Origin of the sequence: Streptomyces albidochromogenes, from assembly GCF_005981925.1 — a bacterium.
Classification (GTDB): Bacteria; Actinomycetota; Actinomycetes; order Streptomycetales; family Streptomycetaceae; genus Streptomyces; species Streptomyces albidochromogenes.
In genome coordinates this window covers 26534-44445 of record NZ_VBVX01000013.1, presented here as the reverse complement: position 1 = coordinate 44445, position 17912 = coordinate 26534, and the positions used below count along the sequence as shown (strand labels likewise).

Sequence of the window (17912 nt, the reverse complement as noted above, 5' to 3'; positions counted from 1 at the left end):
GCTGTGGTGGGACGACGAGCCCGCGTGGGGGGTCCAGCCGCCGGTCGCCGGGTACGTGCACCGCCTGATGATGGACCGCGCGACCGCGCCGCCGGGGCTGGGGCGCACGCTGCTCGCCCGGGCGGAACGGCGGATCGCGGAGGCCGGGCGCGAGCTGGCCCGGCTCGACTGCCTGACGTCGAACCCGAGGCTGCGCGCCTACTACGAGGAGGCGGGCTACCGGGTGGTGGGCGAACAGCCGGCCAAGGACGGCGGCCCGGGCGGGGCGTCGTACGGGGTGACGCTGCTGGAGCGGCGGCTGTAGCGGTGCCCGGAACGCCGGACGGGCCGGCGGGCTCCCGCTGAGCGGGGGCCGCCGGCCCGGCCGGGCAGGTGACGCGGTGGGGTGCTCGGAGGGCGTCCCCCTGTCCCCGGGTGCTATCCCCGGGTGAACACGGCGACCGTGCGGGCCGGGACCGTGAAGGTGCCGGTGGCCCGGTCGTACGCCGCCTTCCTGACCGTCGCGTCCGCGCCGGCCGCCTGCACCGGGTGCAGCGCGTACGGCGTGTCCTTGAGACCGGTGACCTTCTGCTCCCGCTGCGACGGGGTCGCGTTGAAGACCACGACCAGGTCGCCGGCGCGCATGGTGATCACACCGGGTGTCTCCTCCTTGCCCGACAGCGGGAAGGACACCTCCTTCTGCACCTGGTCCGCCGACGCGAGGCTGAAGGTCTTCTCGGTCGTACGGATCTTCAGCAGGTCCCGGTACGCCGCCGACGCGCCCTCGATGTCGCCGCAGTCGGGGGTCAGCGACGGGGTGGTGAGCAGGGGTTTGGCGTAGGACCACTTGCTCGTGTTGTCGGCGGCCGGCGGCAGGCCCCGGCCGAAGCCGTTGCCGGCGGCGCAGTCCCAGTGGATCGCGTTGTACCAGTCACCGCTGTCGTAGGAGTTGCGGTCGAGGGACTTGGACCGCAGGAGGTCGGTGCCGGACTGGGACAGCGCCGGGCCCTGCGAGAGCGCCGCCGTCGCCATGGCCAGGACCTGCATGCGCGCGCGGTCCGCCGCCGGGGTGGCGCGCGGCAGCTTGAAGGCGAGGGCGTCGTAGAGGGTCTCGTTGTCGTGGGCGTCGGCGTAGGCGAGGGCGTCGCCGGGGGCCGCCGCGTAGCCGGCGGGTGCGCCGTTGTAGTCGACCTCGGAGCCCTTGACCGTGCGGCCGGCGGTGTCGGTGAAGGTGTACGCCGCCAGGTTGCCGGTCAGGCCCACCTTGATGAGGTCCTGGTAGTGCAGGAGGCGGGCCTTCTGCTCGGCCTCGGTGCCGTTCGCGGCCGAGGAGTTGGGGTCGGTGTAGAGGCCGGAGGCGAAGCCCTGCACGCCCGGGTCCTCGTCGAAGGGCCCGCCGCCGCGCACCGCGTCACGGGCGCGGTCGGAGAAGGTGGCGATGCCCGTGCCGGCCATGTTCTTCTGGGTGGCCTGCTCGAAGCGGGCGTCGTCGGCGATCTCGCCGAAGTTCCAGCCCTCGCCGTACAGGACGATCTTCTTGCCGTCGACGCCGTCGCGGGCGACGGTCAGCTCGTCCAGTGCCTTGCGGACGGCCAGCATGTTCGCCTTCGGGTGGTGGCCCATGAGGTCGAAGCGGAAGCCGTCGACCTTGTAGTCCCTGGCCCAGGTGACGACGGAGTCCACGACGAGCTTGCCCATCATGGCGTTCTCGGGCGCGGTGTTGGCGCAGCAGGTGGAGGTGGCCACGCTGCCGTCGGCCAGCAGCCGCTGGTAGTAGCCGGGGACGATCTTGTCGAGTACGGACTTGTCCGCCTGGCCTGAGGCGACCGTGTGGTTGTAGACGACGTCCATGACCGTGCGCAGGCCCGAGTCGTTCAGGCCCTTGACCATCTGCCGGAACTCGACCGTGCGGCGGGTGCCGTCGGGGTCACTGGCGTACGAGCCCTCGGGGACGGTGTAGTGCAGCGGGTCGTAGCCCCAGTTGTACGCGTCCTTCGCCGCCGCCTTCGCCACGCACGCCTGCTGCTCCTCGGAGTCGGGCGCGTACACGGCGAGGTCGCAGGCGGGGCGCTGCTGGTCGGTCTTCTTCTCGGGGATGGTGCCGATGTCGAAGACGGGGAGGAGGTGGACGTACGACGTGCCGGCCTTCGCCAGCTTGTCGAGGTGCTTCATGCCCTTCGAGCCGCGGTCGGTGAAGGCGAGGTACTCCCCCGGGTGCTTCGCGGTGCGGTCGGCGATGGAGAAGTCCCTGACGTGCAGTTCCTGGATCTGCGCGTCGCGCAGCGGGGTCGCGGCCGGCTTCCTGAGCGTCGACCAGCCCTTGGGGGCCAGCTTCGGGTCGGTGAGGTCGACGACGAGGCTGCGGGCCGAGTCGGCGGTGAGCGCGGTGGAGTAGGGGTCGGTGACCTTGTTGGTGACGACCTTCTGGACGCCGGGCGCCCAGACCTTCACGGCGTACCGGTATGGCTTGCCCGTCCAGGACGCGGCGCCCGTGACGGACCAGACGCCGGTGCGGTCGTCGCGCCGCATGGGGACGGTGCGGCCGTCGAGTTCGAGGGCGACGTGCTGGGCGGTGGGGGCCCACAGGGAGAGGGTGGGACGGCCCTTGCGGAAGACGGGGCCGAGGGACGCCTTGGTGGCCCCGGCGCTGTAGGTGTCGTCCAGTACGCCGGGCAGCTGCACGCCGGTGGCGGCGAGCAGGGCGCCGTTCGCGGCCCGCTGGGTGGCGATGATCTGGCCGCGCAGCGCCTCGCGCACCCGGTCCCGGTCGCGCGGGTCGACGGTGAACGCCGGGTGCTCCTTGAGGTGCGGGTACTTCGCCTTCTGCGCGTCGGTGAGCGCGGAGGGGGTGAGCCGCAGCCAGCGCCCCTCGTCGGAGAGGGCCCCGTCGACGACGGAGATGCCGCCGTCACGGGCGTACACGAGCTGCTGGCTGGTGGCCTCGGTGGCCTTGACCTTCCAGACGACCGTGTCCTTGTCGATCCACTGCGCCTCGGCCTTGCCCAGGTCGAGGGAGGTGGCCCCGGCGCTCTGCGGCAGCAGGTACTTCGGCTGCCCCGCCAGCATCCACACCTCGTGCCCGAAGGTGGCGAGGTCGAGGGACTGGTCGCTCGGGAGGTCCTTCTCGTCGCCCTTGTGCAGGATGTAGCTGAGCGAGGTGGCGCCGTCGGCGAGCGGGACCTCGAAGGTAGCGCCGTAGGCGTCCTTCTTCACCGGCATCAGCGGCTTGGCCCAGTCCGTCGGGTCCTTCGCACCGGTCCAGGTGTGCAGACCCCAGCCGTCGTAGTCGCCGTCGGCGCGCTGGTAGTGCAGTACGGCCTTGCTCTTGTCCTGGGGCGGGTACGCGCCGTCGGGGGCCTTGTCGGCCTGGCCGTCCTTGCCCTGCTCGATCCAGACCTCGCCGGTCTTCCCGAGGTCGACGGTGCGCCGCGGGCCGTCCGCCGCGCCGTCCTTCTCGACGGTGTACGGCAGGGACGAGGCGCCGGCGGGGAGCTTGATCCAGGCGAAGGCGCCGTAGGCGTCGCGCCCGGTGAAGGCGGCCGACGTGTCCCCGGCCTTGAGCCGGTAGCCGTCGTAGTCGCCGTCGGGGCGCTTGTAGTGGACGACGGCGTGGTCGCGCTCGACGGCCGTCGGCCGGTCCGGGGCGGGAGCCTGGCCGGCGGTCGTCGACGCGACGGCGCTCGCGGTGCGTCCGGCGCGGTCCACCACGACCGCCTTGTAGCGCAGGGCGGTGCCGGCCTTCACGTCGCGGCCCAGGTACTGGGTGACCTTGTACGGGGCGTGGTCGGCGGTGCCCAGGGTGCGCCACTTGCCGTTGCCGGTCTGGGCGGCGAAGACGACGCGGTTCAGCTGCCCGCCGTCGACGTCGGCGCCGATCTCGACGGTTCCGGTGGCGCCCGCCGCCGGTGCCTTCAGGGTGATGGCCGGCCGGGCCGCCGGGGCGGGGAGGGGCTCGGCCGCGCGCAGTACGACGGACGACAGCGCGGGCACGGTGACGGCGAGCTTGCGACCGGCGTCGCTGCGTGCCGCCGCTGAAGCGCCGTACAGGGGGCGGAAGTCGGCGCCGGCGGTGGCCACCGTCAGTTCGACGGTCTTCGGCCCGGCGCTGTTGTTGGTCGCGACGACGTACTCGGTGGCGCGCTTGGCGTCGGTGCGCGAGAACGCGTACACGGGGCCTTCGGCGTGCAGCTCACGCTGGACGCCGTCGCGCAGGGCGGGGTGGGCCTTCGTCAGCTTCGAGAGCGCGGCGATCGACCGGTAGAGGGGGTGCGCGGTGTCGTACGCGTCGGACGCGTGCGTACGGTCCGTGCCGAGCTGGTCGTCGTCGAGGTAGTCCGCGGTCTTCGACGCGAAGAGGGTCTGGCGGGCGTCCTTGTCGCCGCCCGCTCCGGTGAAGCCCTGCTCGTCGCCGTAGTAGACGACCGGGTTGCCGCGCGAGAGGAACATCAGCTCGTTGGCGAGGCGGGCGCGCTTGAGCAGCTCCGCGTCGCCGGCGTCGGGGTTGTCCTGCTTGAGGAAGGTCCCGATGCGGCCCATGTCGTGGTTGCCGGTGAAGGAGACCTGGCCGTAGGCGTTGGCCTTGTCGGTCGTGTAGCGGTAGTCCTCGCCGAAGACCTTGGCCAGCCGGGTGGCGGGCCCGCCCTGGGAGGCGTACGAACGGGTCGCGTCCTGGAGCGGGAAGTCGAGGGTGGAGTCGAGGCGGCCGCGCGTCACGTAGGGCGAGGTGACCTCGGTGTCGGCGGAGTAGACCTCGCCGAACATGAAGAAGTCGTCCCGGCCGCGCTGTGCGGCGTACGTGTCGAGGGCGGTCGCCCACTGGGTCCAGAAGTCCAGGTCGACGTGCTTGACCGTGTCGATGCGGAAGCCGTCGATGTCGAAGTCGCGGACCCACTTCCGGTAGATCTCCGCCATGCCGTCGACGACCTCGGGGTGCTCGGTCCACAGGTCGTCGAGGCCGGAGAAGTCGCCGTACTCGGAACTTTCGCCCGCGAAGGTCGAGTCGCCCCGGTTGTGGTACATCGTCGGGTCGTTGAGCCAGGCGGGGACCTTCTTCTCGTCCGCGCGCGTCTTCGGCGTGTAGGGGTACGCGTCCTCGTCGACCTTCGCGACGCCCGCGCGGTCGTCGAAGGGGCGCCCGTTCCTGTCGAGGTACGGGTAGGCGCCCTTGGGGCGGTAGCCGTACTTCTTCTCGGCGTAGTCGACGGTGTCGGCGGTGTGGTTGGTGATGACGTCGAAGAAGACCTTCATGCCCTTGGCGTGGGCCTTGTCGATCAGCTTCTCCAGGTCGGCGTTGGTGCCGAAGTGCGGGTCGACCTGGGTGAAGTCGGTGATCCAGTAGCCGTGGTAGCCGGCGGAGGCGTCCTTGCCGGCGCCCTGCACGGGCTTGTTCTTGAAGATCGGCGCCATCCAGATGGAGGTGGTGCCGAGGTTCTTGATGTAGTCGAGCTTGCGGGTGAGGCCCTTGAGGTCGCCGCCCTGGTAGAAGCCCTTGTCGGTGGGGTCGTATCCCGTGTCGAGACGCGAGCCGGTGAGCCCGCCCCTGTCGTTGGCCGTGTCGCCGTTCGCGAACCGGTCGGGCAGTACGAAGTAGAACTGCTCGCGGGTCAGGTCGTGCCGCGTGGGCTGGGCGGCGAGTGCCTTGTCCGAAGGCGGCGCGGGGGGCTTGGCGGCGGCGGCCGGGACGGCGGGCGCGAGTGCGGCGCACAGCGCCACGCTCACGACGCCGACGGCCGCTCTTCGCAGGGGCGGGCGTATCACAGCGGGGACTCCTCGGTGGTACGGGCGGAACGGGGAAGGGGACGGGGTCAGTCGCGCCAGGTGTCGTTCAGCGTGACCTTGCCGCTCGCGGGGACGGTGGCGGTGCGGTTGGCGCCGCTCTCCCAGGTCACCGCGCCGGCGGCGTCCTTGCGGACGTACTTGTACGCGAACGGCGTTCCGGCGGGCAGGGCGACGTCGAGCTTCCACACCGGGTAGCCCGCCGGGTCGAGCTTGACCGCCGCGGCGGTGTTCCAGTTGCCGAGCGCGCTCTGGTCGCCGGTGACGTAGATGTTCTGGCCGGGCGTGGTGGTGGCGTTGACGTGGAACGAGGCGCCGGCCGAGACCGGCGCCGGGCCGCTGCCGCAGGTTCTGGCGTTCACGTGCAGCGCGAGGGCGGTGTGGGCGCCGAGGGTGGCCGTGAACTGGCCCGAGCTGCCCACCGTCACGGCGGTGTTGCTCTGGACGTCGCAGTAGGTGCCGGCCGCGAGCGAGGTCTGGAAGGTACGGGTCAGCGAGGAGCCCTCGTGGTTGATGGCCACGTACGCCTTGTCGCCGCGTCCGAAGGCGATCCGGTCACCGCCGTTGTCCCACCAGTTCGTGACGCCCTGACCGCGCGCCACGTTCCGCAGGCCGACCATGCTCTTGATCTCGTTCCAGTTGTGCTGGCACTTCCACCCGTCGCTGTAACAGGCGTTCACCGTGCCCCCGTTGGGCGGGCCCGCGTCCTTGTCCGACCACTCGTAGCCGGAGTGGACGTCCGGAGAGCCGTAGGGCCAGGCCAGCATGAAGACACCGGCGAGGGTGTACGTGGCGCCGTCCTTGTAGGTGAGGGTGTCGCCGCCGCGCTCGGTGTCGTGGTTGTCGACGAAGACGGAGGACTTTCCGCTCTCCATGAAGCCCCAGCCCTCGCCGAAGTTCTTCAGGTTCGCGAGGTTCTCGTTGTTGAAGACCTGCTTGAGGCTGCGGCCGTACCGGAACTCCTGCACGTCGCCCGAGCCCAGGTACTCGCTCGGCGAGACCGCCTCGCCCGCGCCGTGGATGGCTTCGTGCTTCCAGTACACGCCCGGGTTGTTCAGCCGGGACTTGATGTTGGCGAGGTCGGCGGCCGGCATGTGCTTGGCCGCGTCGATCCGGAAACCGTCGACGCCCAGCGAGAGCAGGTCGTTCAGGTACGCGGCGATCCGGCCGCGCACGTAGTCCTCGCCGGTGTCCAGGTCGGCGAGCCCGACGAGCTCGCAGTTCTGTACGTTGCCCCGGTCGCCGTAGTTGGATACCTGCGAGCGGCAGTCGTCGAGGTCGGCGCCGGAGTACACGCCGGGGTAGTTGTACTTCTCGTACGACGAGCCGCCGGTGCCGGTGCCGTTGCCGGCCGCCATGTGGTTGATGACGCTGTCGGCGACGACCTTGACGCCCGCCGCGTGGCAGGCGTTGACCATGTTGGCGAACGCGGCGCGGTCACCGAGCCGTCCCGCGATCTTGTAGCTGACGGGCTGGTACGAGGTCCACCACTGGCCGCCCTGGATGTGCTCCTGCGGAGGGGACACCTGGACGAAGCCGTAACCGGCCGGTCCGAGCGTCCGCGTGCACTCCTTGGCGACCGAGTCGAACTTCCACTCGAAGAGGACCGCGGTGACGTCCTTGGTTCCGGGCGGGGCGGCCTGCGCGGGCGAGGCCGGGGCCGCCAGGACGGCCGTACCGGCGGCGAGGGTGAGGGCGAGCGCGGCAGAGAAGGGTCTGCGAGCCATTGGTTCCTCCTGCATGGGGGGAGGTGCGGGTGCGACGGTGCAGCCTCGCGCGGCAACGCGCCTTGCCCTCAAGGCTTGAAGGTTCTTGCAGCAAGAAATGAAACCCTGCCGCGGAGCAGACCGTACGAGCCCTGACCAGCGGGGTCAACCCTTGTGACGCATCCCGCTAACCTGCTGGAAACCTGAGAGTTCCGGCTCTGCAAGCCCTTTCGCAAGCAGTTGCGGCTCTGCTACCTTCTCCCCTACTCCGGCCCGGCCGGCCGGGGGTCCGGGCACGCCCGGGCCCCACGCGCCCGACCGGCCGGGCCGGTGCCCGCACCCGCACCGGCGCCTTCGCGCCCGTGGCGTCCCCCGGGCCGCTATCCGCGGGGCCGCGCCGGAGCCGTCGAGTCGCGCACGACGAGCTCCGGCTGGAACACGTACTCCGTGCGCTGGACCGGGCTGCCGCCCAGCTCCTCCAGCAGCGCGCCGACCGCGGCGGTCGCCATCGCCTGCACCGGCTGGCGCACGGTGGTCAAGGGCGGATTGGTGAAGGCGATCAGCTGCGAGTCGTCGAAGCCCACCACCGACAGGTCGTCGGGCACCTCCAGACCGCGCTCGCGCGCCGCCCGCACCACCCCGAGCGCCATCATGTCGCTGGCACAGACGATGCCCGTGCACCCCTTGTCGAGCAGCGCGCCGGCCGCGACCTGTCCCCCCTCCACGCTGAACAGGGTGTGCTGGACGAGGAGTTCCGCCTCACCCGCGGTCATGTGCAGCGTGCTGCCGAGCGCGTCGACGAAGCCCTCCCTCTTGCGGCGGGACGGGACGTACCGCCGCGGGCCGACCGCGAGGCCGATCCGCTCGTGGCCGAGCTCGGCGAGGTGGCCCACGGCCATCCGCATCGCGGCGTGGTCGTCCGGTGAGACGAACGGCGCGCTGATCGCCTCGTTGTAGCCGTTGATGAGGACGAACGGGACCCCGCGCGCCGCCAGGTCGGCGTACCGCGCGGGGTCGGTCGACAGGTCGGCGTGCAGCCCGGAGAGGAAGACGATGCCGCCCACCCCGCGCTCCACCAGCTGCTCGACGAGTTCGTCCTCGGTCACGCCGCCCGGCTGCTGGGTGCAGAGCACCGGTGTGTAGCCGTGCCCCGCCAGGACCTGCTCGACGACCTGGGCGAACGCCGGGAAGATCGGGTTGGTCAGCTCCGGCGTCACCAGGCCGATCAGGCCCGCGCTGCGCCGCCGCAGCCGTACGGGGCGTTCGTAGCCGAGGACGTCGAGCGCCGCGAGCACCCGCTGACGCGTGGTGTCCGCGACGCCCGGCTTGCCGTTCAGCACCCGGCTCACGGTGGCCTCACTGACACAGGCGTGCTCCGCGATGTGCGCCAGCCGCGGCGCGGGGACGGTCACACCGTCCACCACACCGTGGTGTCGGCGGGCAGGTCGAAGTCGCCCTCGTCGTAAGCGACTTCACCGCTGGCCAGCAGCACGCGGCCGGGTGCGGGGATGCGTATCGCCGCGCCGGTCGTGTTGACGGTGCAGACGAAGCCCTCGCGGGCGAAGGCCACCACTCCCTGCGGCGCGTCCAGCCAGGCCACGTCGGTGCCCGCGCCGAGACCCGGGTGGTCGCGGCGTACGGCCAGCGCCGAGCGGTACAGCTCCAGGGTCGAGCCCGGGTCGCCGCTCTGCGTCTCGACGCTCAGCTCGCCCCAGCCGGCCGGCTGCGGCAGCCAGCTGCCGCCCGTGCCGAAGCCGTGGGACGGCCCCGCGGCCGTCCAGGGGATCGGCACCCGGCACCCGTCGCGGAAGCCGTCCTGGCCCTCCGCGCGGAAGAAGGACGGGTCCTGGCGGGCCTCGTCGGGCAGGTCGGTGACGTCCGGCAGTCCGAGCTCCTCGCCCTGGTAGACGTACGCCGAACCGGGCAGCGCCAGCATCAGCAGCGTCGCCGCGCGGGCCCGCCGCAGGCCGAGTTCGCGGTCGCCGGGGGTGCGGATCTGGGTGCCGAGACCGGGCGGGTTGGCGAACCGGGTCGCGTGCCGGGTCACGTCGTGGTTGGACAGCACCCAGGTCGCGGGCGCGCCGACGGGCCGCATCGCGGCGAGCGACACGTCGATGACCTCGCGCAGCGCGGCGGCGTCCCACTCCGTGCCGAGGTACTGGAAGTTGAACGCCTGGTGCAGCTCGTCGGGGCGCACGTAGTTGGCCGTACGCTCCACGGTCGGCGTCCACGCCTCGGCCACGCCGATGCGCTCGCCCGGGTACTCGTCGAGGATGCGCCGCCAGGAGCGGTAGATCTCGTGCACGCCGTCCTGGTCGAAGAAGGGCATGACGTCGTTGCCGAGCAGCTTCAGCTGGTCGTGGCTGCCGAGGTCCGGCAGGCCCTCGGCCTTGACCAGGCCGTGCGCCACGTCGATACGGAAGCCGTCGACGCCCATGTCGAGCCAGAAGCGCAGGATGGAGCGGAACTCGTCCGCGACGGCCGGGTGCTCCCAGTTGAAGTCGGGCTGCTCGGGCGCGAACAGGTGCAGGTACCAGTCGCCGGGCGTGCCGTCCGGGTTCGCCGTACGGGTCCAGGCGGGCCCGCCGAAGATGGACTCCCAGTCGTTCGGCGGGAGTTCGCCGTCGTCGCCCTTGCCGGGCCGGAAGTGGTAGCGCTCGCGCAGGGCGGAGCCGGGGCCCTCCTTGAGGGCGCGCTTGAACCACTCGTGCTGGTCGGAGGAGTGGTTGGGCACCAGGTCGACGATGATGCGCAGGCCCAGGTCGTGGGCGTCGCGGATCAGGGCGTCGGCGTCGAGCAGGGTGCCGAACATGGGGTCGATGGCCCGGTAGTCGGCGACGTCGTAGCCGGCGTCGGCCTGCGGCGAGGCGTAGAAGGGGCTGAGCCAGACAGCGTCGACGCCGAGGTCACGCAGGTACGGCAGGCGGCGGCGTACTCCTTCGAGATCGCCCATGCCGTCGCCGTTGCCGTCGGCGAAGCTGCGCGGATAGACCTGGTAGATCACCGCGTCGCGCCACCAGCCGGTGCGCTCGTTGCCGGAGGCGGCGGCACTGGTGGGGGCGGTGGGAGCAGCGAGGTGCTGGGTCATGTCGTCCCTGGAAGTCATGGGGTGGGAGCGGCGCCGGGTCCTGGTGCGCGGCCCGGCGCCGCAGACGTGTGCGAGGCGGGCGGTCAGCCCTTGACGGCTCCGGCGGAGACGCCGGTCACCAGGTGGCGCTGGGCGAAGAGGAAGACCAGCGCGGCCGGGACGGCGATCAGCACGGAAGCGGCGGCCATCGGCCCCCACTGGGCGCCGTACTGGTTGACGAACTTCTGGAGGCCGCCCGCGAGGGTCAGGTTCTCGTCGCCGACCATGAAGGCGGAGGCGTACGCCACCTCGCCCCAGGCGGTGACGAAGGAGTAGAACGCGGTCACCGCGATGCCGGGCTTGGCGAGCGGCAGGATCAGCCGCCAGAAGGTGCCGAACGGGGTGAGGCCGTCGACCTGGCCCGACTCGTCGATCTCGCGCGGGATGGTGTCGAAGAAGCCCTTCATCATCCAGGCGCAGAACGGCACGGCGATCGTGAGGTACGTGATCACCAGGCCGACCGGCTGGTTGAGCAGGCCCATGCTCGACATGATGTTGTAGATCGGCACGATCAGGACCGCGACGGGGAACATCTGCGTGATGAGCAGGGTCCACATCAGGCCGCGCTTGCCGGGGAACCGGAAGCGACTCACGGCGTAGCCGGTCGTGGCGGCGACGAAGACACCGATGACGGTGGTCAGGCCCGCGACGAGCAGCGAGTTGGCGAACCAGGTCAGGAACGGGGTGTCGTTCAGGAGGTTCGTGTAGTTGGTGAGCGTCGTGTCCTTGAAGAAGTCGGTGCTGGTCGCGTACGCCGGCGGCTTGAGCGAGGTCAGCAGGACCCACAGCACGGGGAACACGGCGATCACGGACGCGACGACGAGCGTGGCGTGAAGGCCGACCGAGGCCAGCGGGGAGCGCCGGCCTCGCAGCGGGGCGTTCGGCGTGGCGGGGGCCATGGCGACCTTGCTCCCGGGCGGGACTTGGGCGTCGGTGTAGGTGGTCACCAGACATCTCCCTGCTTGCGGAGCACTCGCCGGTAGACCGCGGCGAAGAGCATCAGGAGGATCAGGATCAGTACGCCCCAGGTGGAGGACTGCGCGAAGTCGCGGGGGCTGATCTCGAAGGAGAACTTGAACGCCTGGGTGACCAGGATCTGGGTGGCTTCGCCGGGTCCGCCGCGGGTGAGCAGGAAGATCACCGGGAACATGTTGAAGGTCCAGATCGTGCTCAGCAGGATCACGGTGGCGCTGACGGGCCGCAGTCCGGGCAGTGTGATGTGCCGGAAGCGCTGCCAGGCGCCGGCGCCGTCCATCTCGGCGGCCTCGTACTGGGCGCTGTCGATGGACTGGAGGCCGCCGAGGAGGGCGACCATCATGAACGGCACGCCGAGCCAGACGTTGACGGCGATGACCGAGATCTTCGCCATCGTCGGGTCGTTGAGCCACGGCACCGCGTCGATGCCGCCGCCGGCCAGGAGCCGGTTCAGGAAGCCGCGGTCCTCGTTGTAGAGGAAGCGCCAGGCGAAGACGGAGACGAAGCCGGGAATGGCCCACGGCAGGATCAGCATCATGCGGTAGACCGAGCGGCCCGCGATCCTGCGGTTGAGGATGTTCGCGAGGCCGAGGCCGAGCAGGAACGTGACGCTGACGCAGGAGACCGTCCACACCAGGGTCCAGCCGAGGGTGCCGAGGAACTGGTCGCCGGTGAGCGCGTCGGCGTAGTTGTCCAGACCCACGAATTCGTACGTCGCGGGCATGTTGTTGACGCCGATGCTGCGCTCGACGTTGCGCTCGTTGGCGTCGGTCATCGACAGGTAGATGCCGCGGACCAGCGGATACCCGATGATCACGCCGATCACGACGACCACCGGGGCGACCATCGTCCAGGCGTACCAGTGGGTCGAGAGCGCGCGCCGGAACGGGCCCGGCGTTGTACCAGCACCGCGGCTGGGGCCGCGGGCGACGTCGTCGCCCGCGGCCTTCGCCACCGACTGGCTGGTGTGGACAGCCATCAGTCGGCCTGCCTTCCTGTTACTTCCAGCCCTTGAGGAGCTTGCGGTACTGGTCGCCGGTGGCCTTGGCGCCCTTCTCCGGGGCGGTCTGGCCGGTGAGCACCTTGGTGTACTCGGTCACCAGCGGCGCGAAGAGGCTGCCGGTCTCCGGGATCCAGGGGCGCTCGACGGCCTTGTCGACGACCGGCTTGAAGAAGCCGACGATCTGGTTGTCCGAGACGCCCGGCTGGGAGTAGACCGAGGTACGGGTGGGGAGCAGGCTCAGCTCCTTGGCGACCAGCGCCTGGCTCTCGGCGGAGGTCATGTACTCGCTGAAGGCGTACGAGGCGTCCAGGTTCTTGGAGCCCGCGTAGACGGCGAGGTTGTGGCCGCCCTGCGGGGCGCCCTGGCTCTTGCTGCCGGCCGGGACGGTGGTGATGCCCAGGTTGGCCTTGTCCTTGAACTCCTTGCCGGCGAAGGTGTCGGCGACGGCCCACGGGCCGTTGATCATCATGGCGACCTTGCCGTCCTTGAACGCCGACTGCATGTTCTCCCAGCCGTCGGTGGCGTCCGTCTTGGCGGCGCCGGAGTCGACCAGGTCCTTGACGACCTTCAGCGCCTTGACGCCGGGCTCCTGGTCGACCGTGACGCTCTTGCTCTTGGCGTCGACCAGGTCGCCGCCCTCGCCGTACAGGAAGGAGAGGAACCAGTACGCGTCGTCGCCGCGCAGGTAGAGGCCGGTCTTGCCGGTCTTGTCCTTGATCTTCTTCGAGACGGTCTTCAGCTCGGCGATGGTCCTGGGGACCTCGACGCCGGCGTCCTTGAAGATCTTCTCGTTGTAGAAGAGACCCATGGAGTCGATGACCTGCGGCACCGCGTAGGTCTTGCCCTGGTACTTCGTACTGGCCGCGGCCTGCGCCAGGAAGTCCTTGTCGTTCTTGAGGGCGGCGGTGCCGTCCAGCGGGGCGAGGTAGCCGAGGTCCGCGAACTCGGGGGTCCAGGCGACCTCGGAGCGGATCACGTCGGGGGCGCCGGAGCCGGACTGGGCGGCGTTCTTGAACTTGTTCTGCGCCTCACCGAACGGAACGTTGACGTACTTGACGTCGACGCCCGGGTGCTTCTTCTCGAAGCCTTCCGCCAGCTTCTTGAAGACCTTGTCCTCGCTGCCGACGGTGGAGGTGTCCCACCAGGTGACGGTGCCGGACAGCTTGTCCGAAGCCTTCTTGTCACCGGTCTCACCGCTGTCTCCGCCGCATGCGGTCGCCGCGAGCGCCAGGGTCGCGACCAGGGCGGTGGCCGTTATGCCACGTCGCATCTGAACTCCTTCAACTGCCGAACCGCTCCGTCGCGGCGCCGGGTCGTCGAGGAACGTAACAAGGATGAAAGAAGTCCGAAAGAGCTTGCGAAGATTTTCCGCAAGAGCAGCCGATCGTTACATCGGCGTGTCCTCACGGTTGCCGTCGAACCCCTTGTCAGCGGGTGTGCGCCCGGGTTATCGGGGCTGCCGCCGACCCTGCAACCACTACCGCAAGGACTTGCAGCCCTGTTACTTTCAAGGTGCGTCCGCGTTGATCTCGTAGTGACCGACCACGGCCAGGCCCGCCCCGCACGAGAGGGACCTTTCATGACGCAGGAGCTCGCACCCACCCGGCCGGCCCCGGAGCGCGGCTGGTGGCGCGACGCCGTCATCTACCAGGTGTACGTGCGCTCCTTCGCCGACAGCGACGGCGACGGCATCGGCGACCTGCGCGGCATCCGCGAGCGCCTCCCGCACGTGGCGGCCCTGGGCGCCGACGCGGTCTGGCTGACCCCCTTCTACGCCTCGCCGCAGGCCGACGGCGGCTACGACGTGGCGGACTACCGGAGCGTCGACCCGCTCTTCGGCACCCTCGACGACGCCGCCGAACTGATCAACGCCGCCCACGACCTCGGTCTGCGGGTGATCGTCGACATCGTCCCGAACCACACCTCCGACCAGCACGCCTGGTTCCGGGCCGCCCTGGCCGACCAGCAGGGCGGCCCGGCCCGCGAGCGCTACCACTTCCACCCCGGCCGGGGCGCGGCCGGGGAACGGCCGCCGAACGACTGGGAGTCGGTCTTCGGCGGGCCCGCCTGGACCCGCACCCCCGACGGCGACTGGTACCTGCACCTCTTCGCGCCCCAGCAGCCGGACCTGAACTGGCACAGCCCCGAGGTCCACGAGGAGTTCGAGTCGGTCCTGCGCTTCTGGCTGGGCCTGGGCGTGGACGGCTTCCGCGTCGACGTCGCCCACGGCATGGTCAAGGCGGAGGGCCTGCCCGACATCGGCGCCCGGGAGCAGGCCAAGATGATCGGCTCCCAGGTCCTGCCCTTCTTCGACCAGGACGGCGTCCACGACATCCACCGCTCCTGGCGCAGGCTGCTCGACTCGTACGACGGCGAGCGCATCGGCGTCGCCGAGGCGTGGGCCCCCTCCCCGGAGCGCCTGGCCCTGTACGTGCGCCCCGACGAGCTGCACCAGGCGTTCAACTTCCAGTTCCTGAACTGTCCCTGGGACGCGCAGGCGATGCGCGCCGTGATCGAGACGTCGCTCGCCGCGACCGCCCTCGTGGGCGCCCCCACCACCTGGGTGCTGTCCAACCACGACGTGGTCCGCCACCTCACCCGTTACGGCGGCGGCGACGAGACCCTGGGGCTGCGCCGGGCCCGGGCCGCGGCGCTGCTGATGCTGGCGCTGCCCGGTTCGGCGTACCTGTACCAGGGCGAGGAGCTGGGCCTGCCGGAGGTCACCGACCTGCCCGACGAGGTCCGCCAGGACCCGTCCTTCTTCCGCACCGACGGCCAGGACGGCCTGCGCGACGGGGCGCGGGTGCCGATGCCGTGGTCGGGCGACGCGGCGCCGTACGGCTTCTCGCCCGACGGCGCGGACCCGTCCTGGCTGCCGCAGCCCGACGCCTGGAAGTCGCTCACGGTGGAGGCCCAGACCGGCGACCCGCACTCCACCCTGGAGCTCTACCGCTCGGCGCTCGCCCTGCGCCGCGACCTGCCGGGCCTGGGCGACGGTCCGATGACCTGGGAACAGCCCCCCGGCGGCTATCCGGACGGGCTGCTCATGTTCAGCCGCCCCGGCTTCGTCTGCACCCTCAACACCACGCCCCGGCCGGCCGAACTGCCCACCCCCGGCCGCCTGCTGCTCGCCTCCGAGGCGCCCGCCGAGGACGGCGCCACCGTCACTCTCCCGGCCGATTCGTGCGCTTGGTGGGCAATCTGACATGCGCCCGGTACAGTCCACTCCCATGACCGCACGGCTTGCCGACATCGCAGCCCAGGCGGGGGTCAGTGAAGCGACGGTCAGCCGCGTGCTCAACGGCAAGCCGGGGGTTGCCGCGGCCACCCGCGAATCCGTACTCGCCGCGCTCGACGTCCTCGGATACGAGCGCCCCGTACGTCTGCGCCGGCGCAGCGCGGGCCTGGTCGGCCTCATAACCCCCGAGCTGGAGAACCCGATCTTCCCGGCGCTCGCCCAGGTCATCGGCCAGGGCCTGACCCGCCAGGGCTACACCCCGGTGCTGGCCACCCAGACCCCCGGCGGCTCCACCGAGGACGAGCTCACCGAGATGCTCGTCGACCGGGGGGTCTCCGGCATCATCTTCGTCTCCGGACTCCACGCCGACACCACCGCCGACATGCAGCGCTACGAGCAGCTGCGCGCCCAGGGTGTCCCCTTCGTCCTGGTCAACGGCTTCTCGCCGAAGGTCCAGGCGCCCTTCATCTCCCCCGACGACCGGGCCGCGATGCGGCTGGCCGTGACGCACCTGGCGTCCCTGGGCCACACCGGGATCGGTCTGGCCGTCGGCCCGAAGCGGTTCGTTCCCGTACTCCGCAAGATCGAGGGCTTCCGCTCCGCCATGCAGGAGCGGCTCGGTCTGGGTCCCGAGCAGGCCGAGGAGCTGATCCAGCACTCGCTCTACTCGCTGGAGGGCGGCCAGGCCGCCGCCTCCGCCCTGATCGAGCGGGGCTGCACGGCGATCGTGTGCGCCAGCGACATGATGGCGCTCGGAGCGATCCGCGCCGCCCGCCGCCTGGGGCTGGACGTACCGCGCGACGTCTCGGTGGTGGGCTTCGACGACTCACCGCTCATAGCGTTCACCGACCCTCCGCTGACGACCATCAGGCAACCGGTGACGGCGATGGGGCAGGCGGCGGTCCGCACGCTCCTCGAAGAGGTGGGCGGCACCCCCGCCCCGCCGAGCGAGTTCGTCTTCATGCCCGAACTGGTGGTACGCGGTTCGACGGCATCGGGGCCTCGTCCCTAGCGCTCAGCACGTGCACGCGTCACCCGACCGGAGGATGATCGGAAGGGTGGTGCTCATCTGGCAGACTCTCTCCCCATGGGTGACGCGACCGTGAAGACTCTGGAAGGCCGGACGGCCACCGACCCCTCACCCATGCCGGACGAGGAGCAGCGGAAGCCGTCCGCCCGGTCCGCTGCTCTGCGAAGGCTGCGCGCACCGCGTCACCCGCGCATCTGGTTCGAAATCCTGCTGATCGCGGTGAGTTACTGGACGTACTCGCTGATCCGCAACGCCGTGCCGGAGCAGAAGGCGGCCGCCCTGCGCAACGCGGACTGGATCTGGCAGGCCGAGCAGAGCCTGGGCCTCGCGTTCGAGGAGAGCGTCAACCGTGCCGTCAACTCGGTGACATGGCTGATCGTGTCGATGAACTACTACTACGCGACGCTGCACTTCGTCGTCACGATCGGCGTGCTGGTCTGGCTCTTCCGCTGCCACCCCGGCCGTTACGCCGCGACCCGCCTGGTGCTGTTCGCGACTACGGGAATCGCCCTGCTCGGTTACTACCTGTATCCTCTGGCGCCCCCGCGCCTGATGAACGGGCACGGCTTCATCGACACGGTCCTGGTGCACCAGACCTGGGGGTCGATGGCCTCCGGCAACTTCAAGAACATGTCGAACCAGTACGCCGCGATGCCCTCGATGCACATCGGCTGGTCCCTGTGGTGCGGCGTGACGATCTTCGCCCTGGCCTCGGTGCCCTGGGCCAGGGTCCTCGGGCTGCTCTACCCGACGGTGACCCTGGTCGTGATCGTCGCCACCGCCAACCATTTCTGGCTGGACGCGGTCGGCGGCCTGATCTGCCTCGGCTTCGGCTACGCCCTCAGTTGCACCTGGTACGGGGCGCTGCCGAACCGCCTGCCGAAGGTCGTCGCCCAGGACGCGTCCCGCCCGCGGACCGGCCGCCGGCCGTGGCCGCTGCGCGCTCAGTAGCGGCGCCGGCCACGTTCGCGTACGCCGACCTGGACCTGGCGAAGTGGACCGCCGCGCCGGACGCCCGCATCCGTTCGTACTGGGCCGGCCGGCTCTGATCCTTCCGGCCGGCCGGGGCTCCCCGCCGG

Annotated in this window: 11 protein-coding genes; 4 read left to right on the top strand and 7 right to left on the bottom strand. The window is 70.7% G+C overall.

Annotation, left to right across the window (positions count from 1 at the left end):
* Nucleotides 1-304, top strand: a 304-nt coding sequence (locus tag E2E34_RS03490) for a GNAT family N-acetyltransferase (protein ID WP_138900405.1), incomplete at its 5' end; no start/stop codon positions are given.
* A gap of 113 nt (nt 305-417) precedes the next feature.
* On the opposite strand, the gene pulA is transcribed toward E2E34_RS03490, so the two are convergent.
* The 7 genes from pulA to E2E34_RS03455 form a co-directional block, all read right to left on the bottom strand.
* The gene (pulA, locus tag E2E34_RS03485) at nt 418-5736 is read right to left on the bottom strand and encodes a pullulanase-type alpha-1,6-glucosidase (protein ID WP_425573396.1); all 5319 of its coding nucleotides are present in this window, start codon (nt 5734-5736) and stop codon (nt 418-420) included.
* A 47-nt stretch (nt 5737-5783) separates the two neighbouring features.
* Nucleotides 5784-7481 carry a carbohydrate-binding module family 20 domain-containing protein gene (locus E2E34_RS03480; protein ID WP_138900404.1) on the bottom strand — a complete coding sequence of 566 codons (1698 nt, stop codon included), beginning with the start codon at nt 7479-7481 and terminating at the stop codon, nt 5784-5786.
* 359 nt (nt 7482-7840) lie between these two features.
* On the bottom strand, nt 7841-8884 hold the full coding sequence (locus tag E2E34_RS03475) for a LacI family DNA-binding transcriptional regulator (protein WP_208765133.1): 1044 nt from the start codon (nt 8882-8884) through the stop codon (nt 7841-7843).
* Complete coding sequence (locus tag E2E34_RS03470) at nt 8869-10548, bottom strand: glycoside hydrolase family 13 protein (protein WP_138900412.1); 1680 nt, start codon at nt 10546-10548, stop codon at nt 8869-8871. The genes E2E34_RS03475 and E2E34_RS03470 overlap by 16 nt, the downstream gene beginning before the upstream one ends.
* Before the next feature lie 83 nt (nt 10549-10631).
* Nucleotides 10632-11486, bottom strand: coding sequence for a sugar ABC transporter permease (locus tag E2E34_RS03465; RefSeq protein WP_138900410.1), 855 nt, complete (start codon nt 11484-11486; stop codon nt 10632-10634).
* A 44-nt stretch (nt 11487-11530) separates the two neighbouring features.
* Nucleotides 11531-12541 (bottom strand): carbohydrate ABC transporter permease, encoded by a 1011-nt coding sequence (locus E2E34_RS03460; RefSeq protein WP_138900403.1) that lies wholly within the window; start codon nt 12539-12541, stop codon nt 11531-11533.
* A 19-nt stretch (nt 12542-12560) separates the two neighbouring features.
* A complete protein-coding gene (locus E2E34_RS03455) occupies nt 12561-13835 on the bottom strand; it encodes an extracellular solute-binding protein (RefSeq protein WP_138900402.1) in 1275 nt (424 codons plus the stop codon).
* Nucleotides 13836-14144: 309 nt separating this feature from the next.
* Here E2E34_RS03455 and E2E34_RS03450 point away from each other — a divergent pair, with 309 nt between their 5' ends.
* The 3 genes from E2E34_RS03450 to E2E34_RS03440 all read left to right on the top strand — a co-directional run bounded on the left by E2E34_RS03450 (nt 14145) and on the right by E2E34_RS03440 (nt 17784).
* The gene (locus E2E34_RS03450; RefSeq protein WP_138900401.1) at nt 14145-15770 is read left to right on the top strand and encodes a glycoside hydrolase family 13 protein; all 1626 of its coding nucleotides are present in this window, start codon (nt 14145-14147) and stop codon (nt 15768-15770) included.
* Between the two features lie 25 nt (nt 15771-15795).
* Entirely contained in the window at nt 15796-16815 is a 1020-nt protein-coding gene (locus tag E2E34_RS03445; protein ID WP_138900400.1) for a LacI family DNA-binding transcriptional regulator, read from the top strand.
* 132 nt (nt 16816-16947) lie between these two features.
* Nucleotides 16948-17784, top strand: coding sequence for a phosphatase PAP2 family protein (locus E2E34_RS03440; RefSeq protein ID WP_425573401.1), 837 nt, complete (start codon nt 16948-16950; stop codon nt 17782-17784).
* Nucleotides 17785-17912: the final 128 nt, after the last annotated feature.

Bases quoted from the DNA above. Each gene is read 5' to 3' on its own strand.
- E2E34_RS03480 (WP_138900404.1), bottom strand. From the start codon at position 7,481: ATGGCTCGCAGACCCTTCTCTGCCGCGCTCGCCCTCACCCTCGCCGCC.
- E2E34_RS03470 (WP_138900412.1), bottom strand. From the start codon at position 10,548: ATGACCCAGCACCTCGCTGCTCCCACCGCCCCCACCAGTGCCGCCGCC.
- E2E34_RS03465 (WP_138900410.1), bottom strand. From the start codon at position 11,486: ATGGCCCCCGCCACGCCGAACGCCCCGCTGCGAGGCCGGCGCTCCCCG.
- E2E34_RS03460 (WP_138900403.1), bottom strand. From the start codon at position 12,541: ATGGCTGTCCACACCAGCCAGTCGGTGGCGAAGGCCGCGGGCGACGAC.
- E2E34_RS03455 (WP_138900402.1), bottom strand. From the start codon at position 13,835: ATGCGACGTGGCATAACGGCCACCGCCCTGGTCGCGACCCTGGCGCTC.
- E2E34_RS03450 (WP_138900401.1), top strand. From the start codon at position 14,145: ATGACGCAGGAGCTCGCACCCACCCGGCCGGCCCCGGAGCGCGGCTGG.
- E2E34_RS03445 (WP_138900400.1), top strand. From the start codon at position 15,796: ATGACCGCACGGCTTGCCGACATCGCAGCCCAGGCGGGGGTCAGTGAA.
- E2E34_RS03440 (WP_425573401.1), top strand. From the start codon at position 16,948: ATGCCGGACGAGGAGCAGCGGAAGCCGTCCGCCCGGTCCGCTGCTCTG.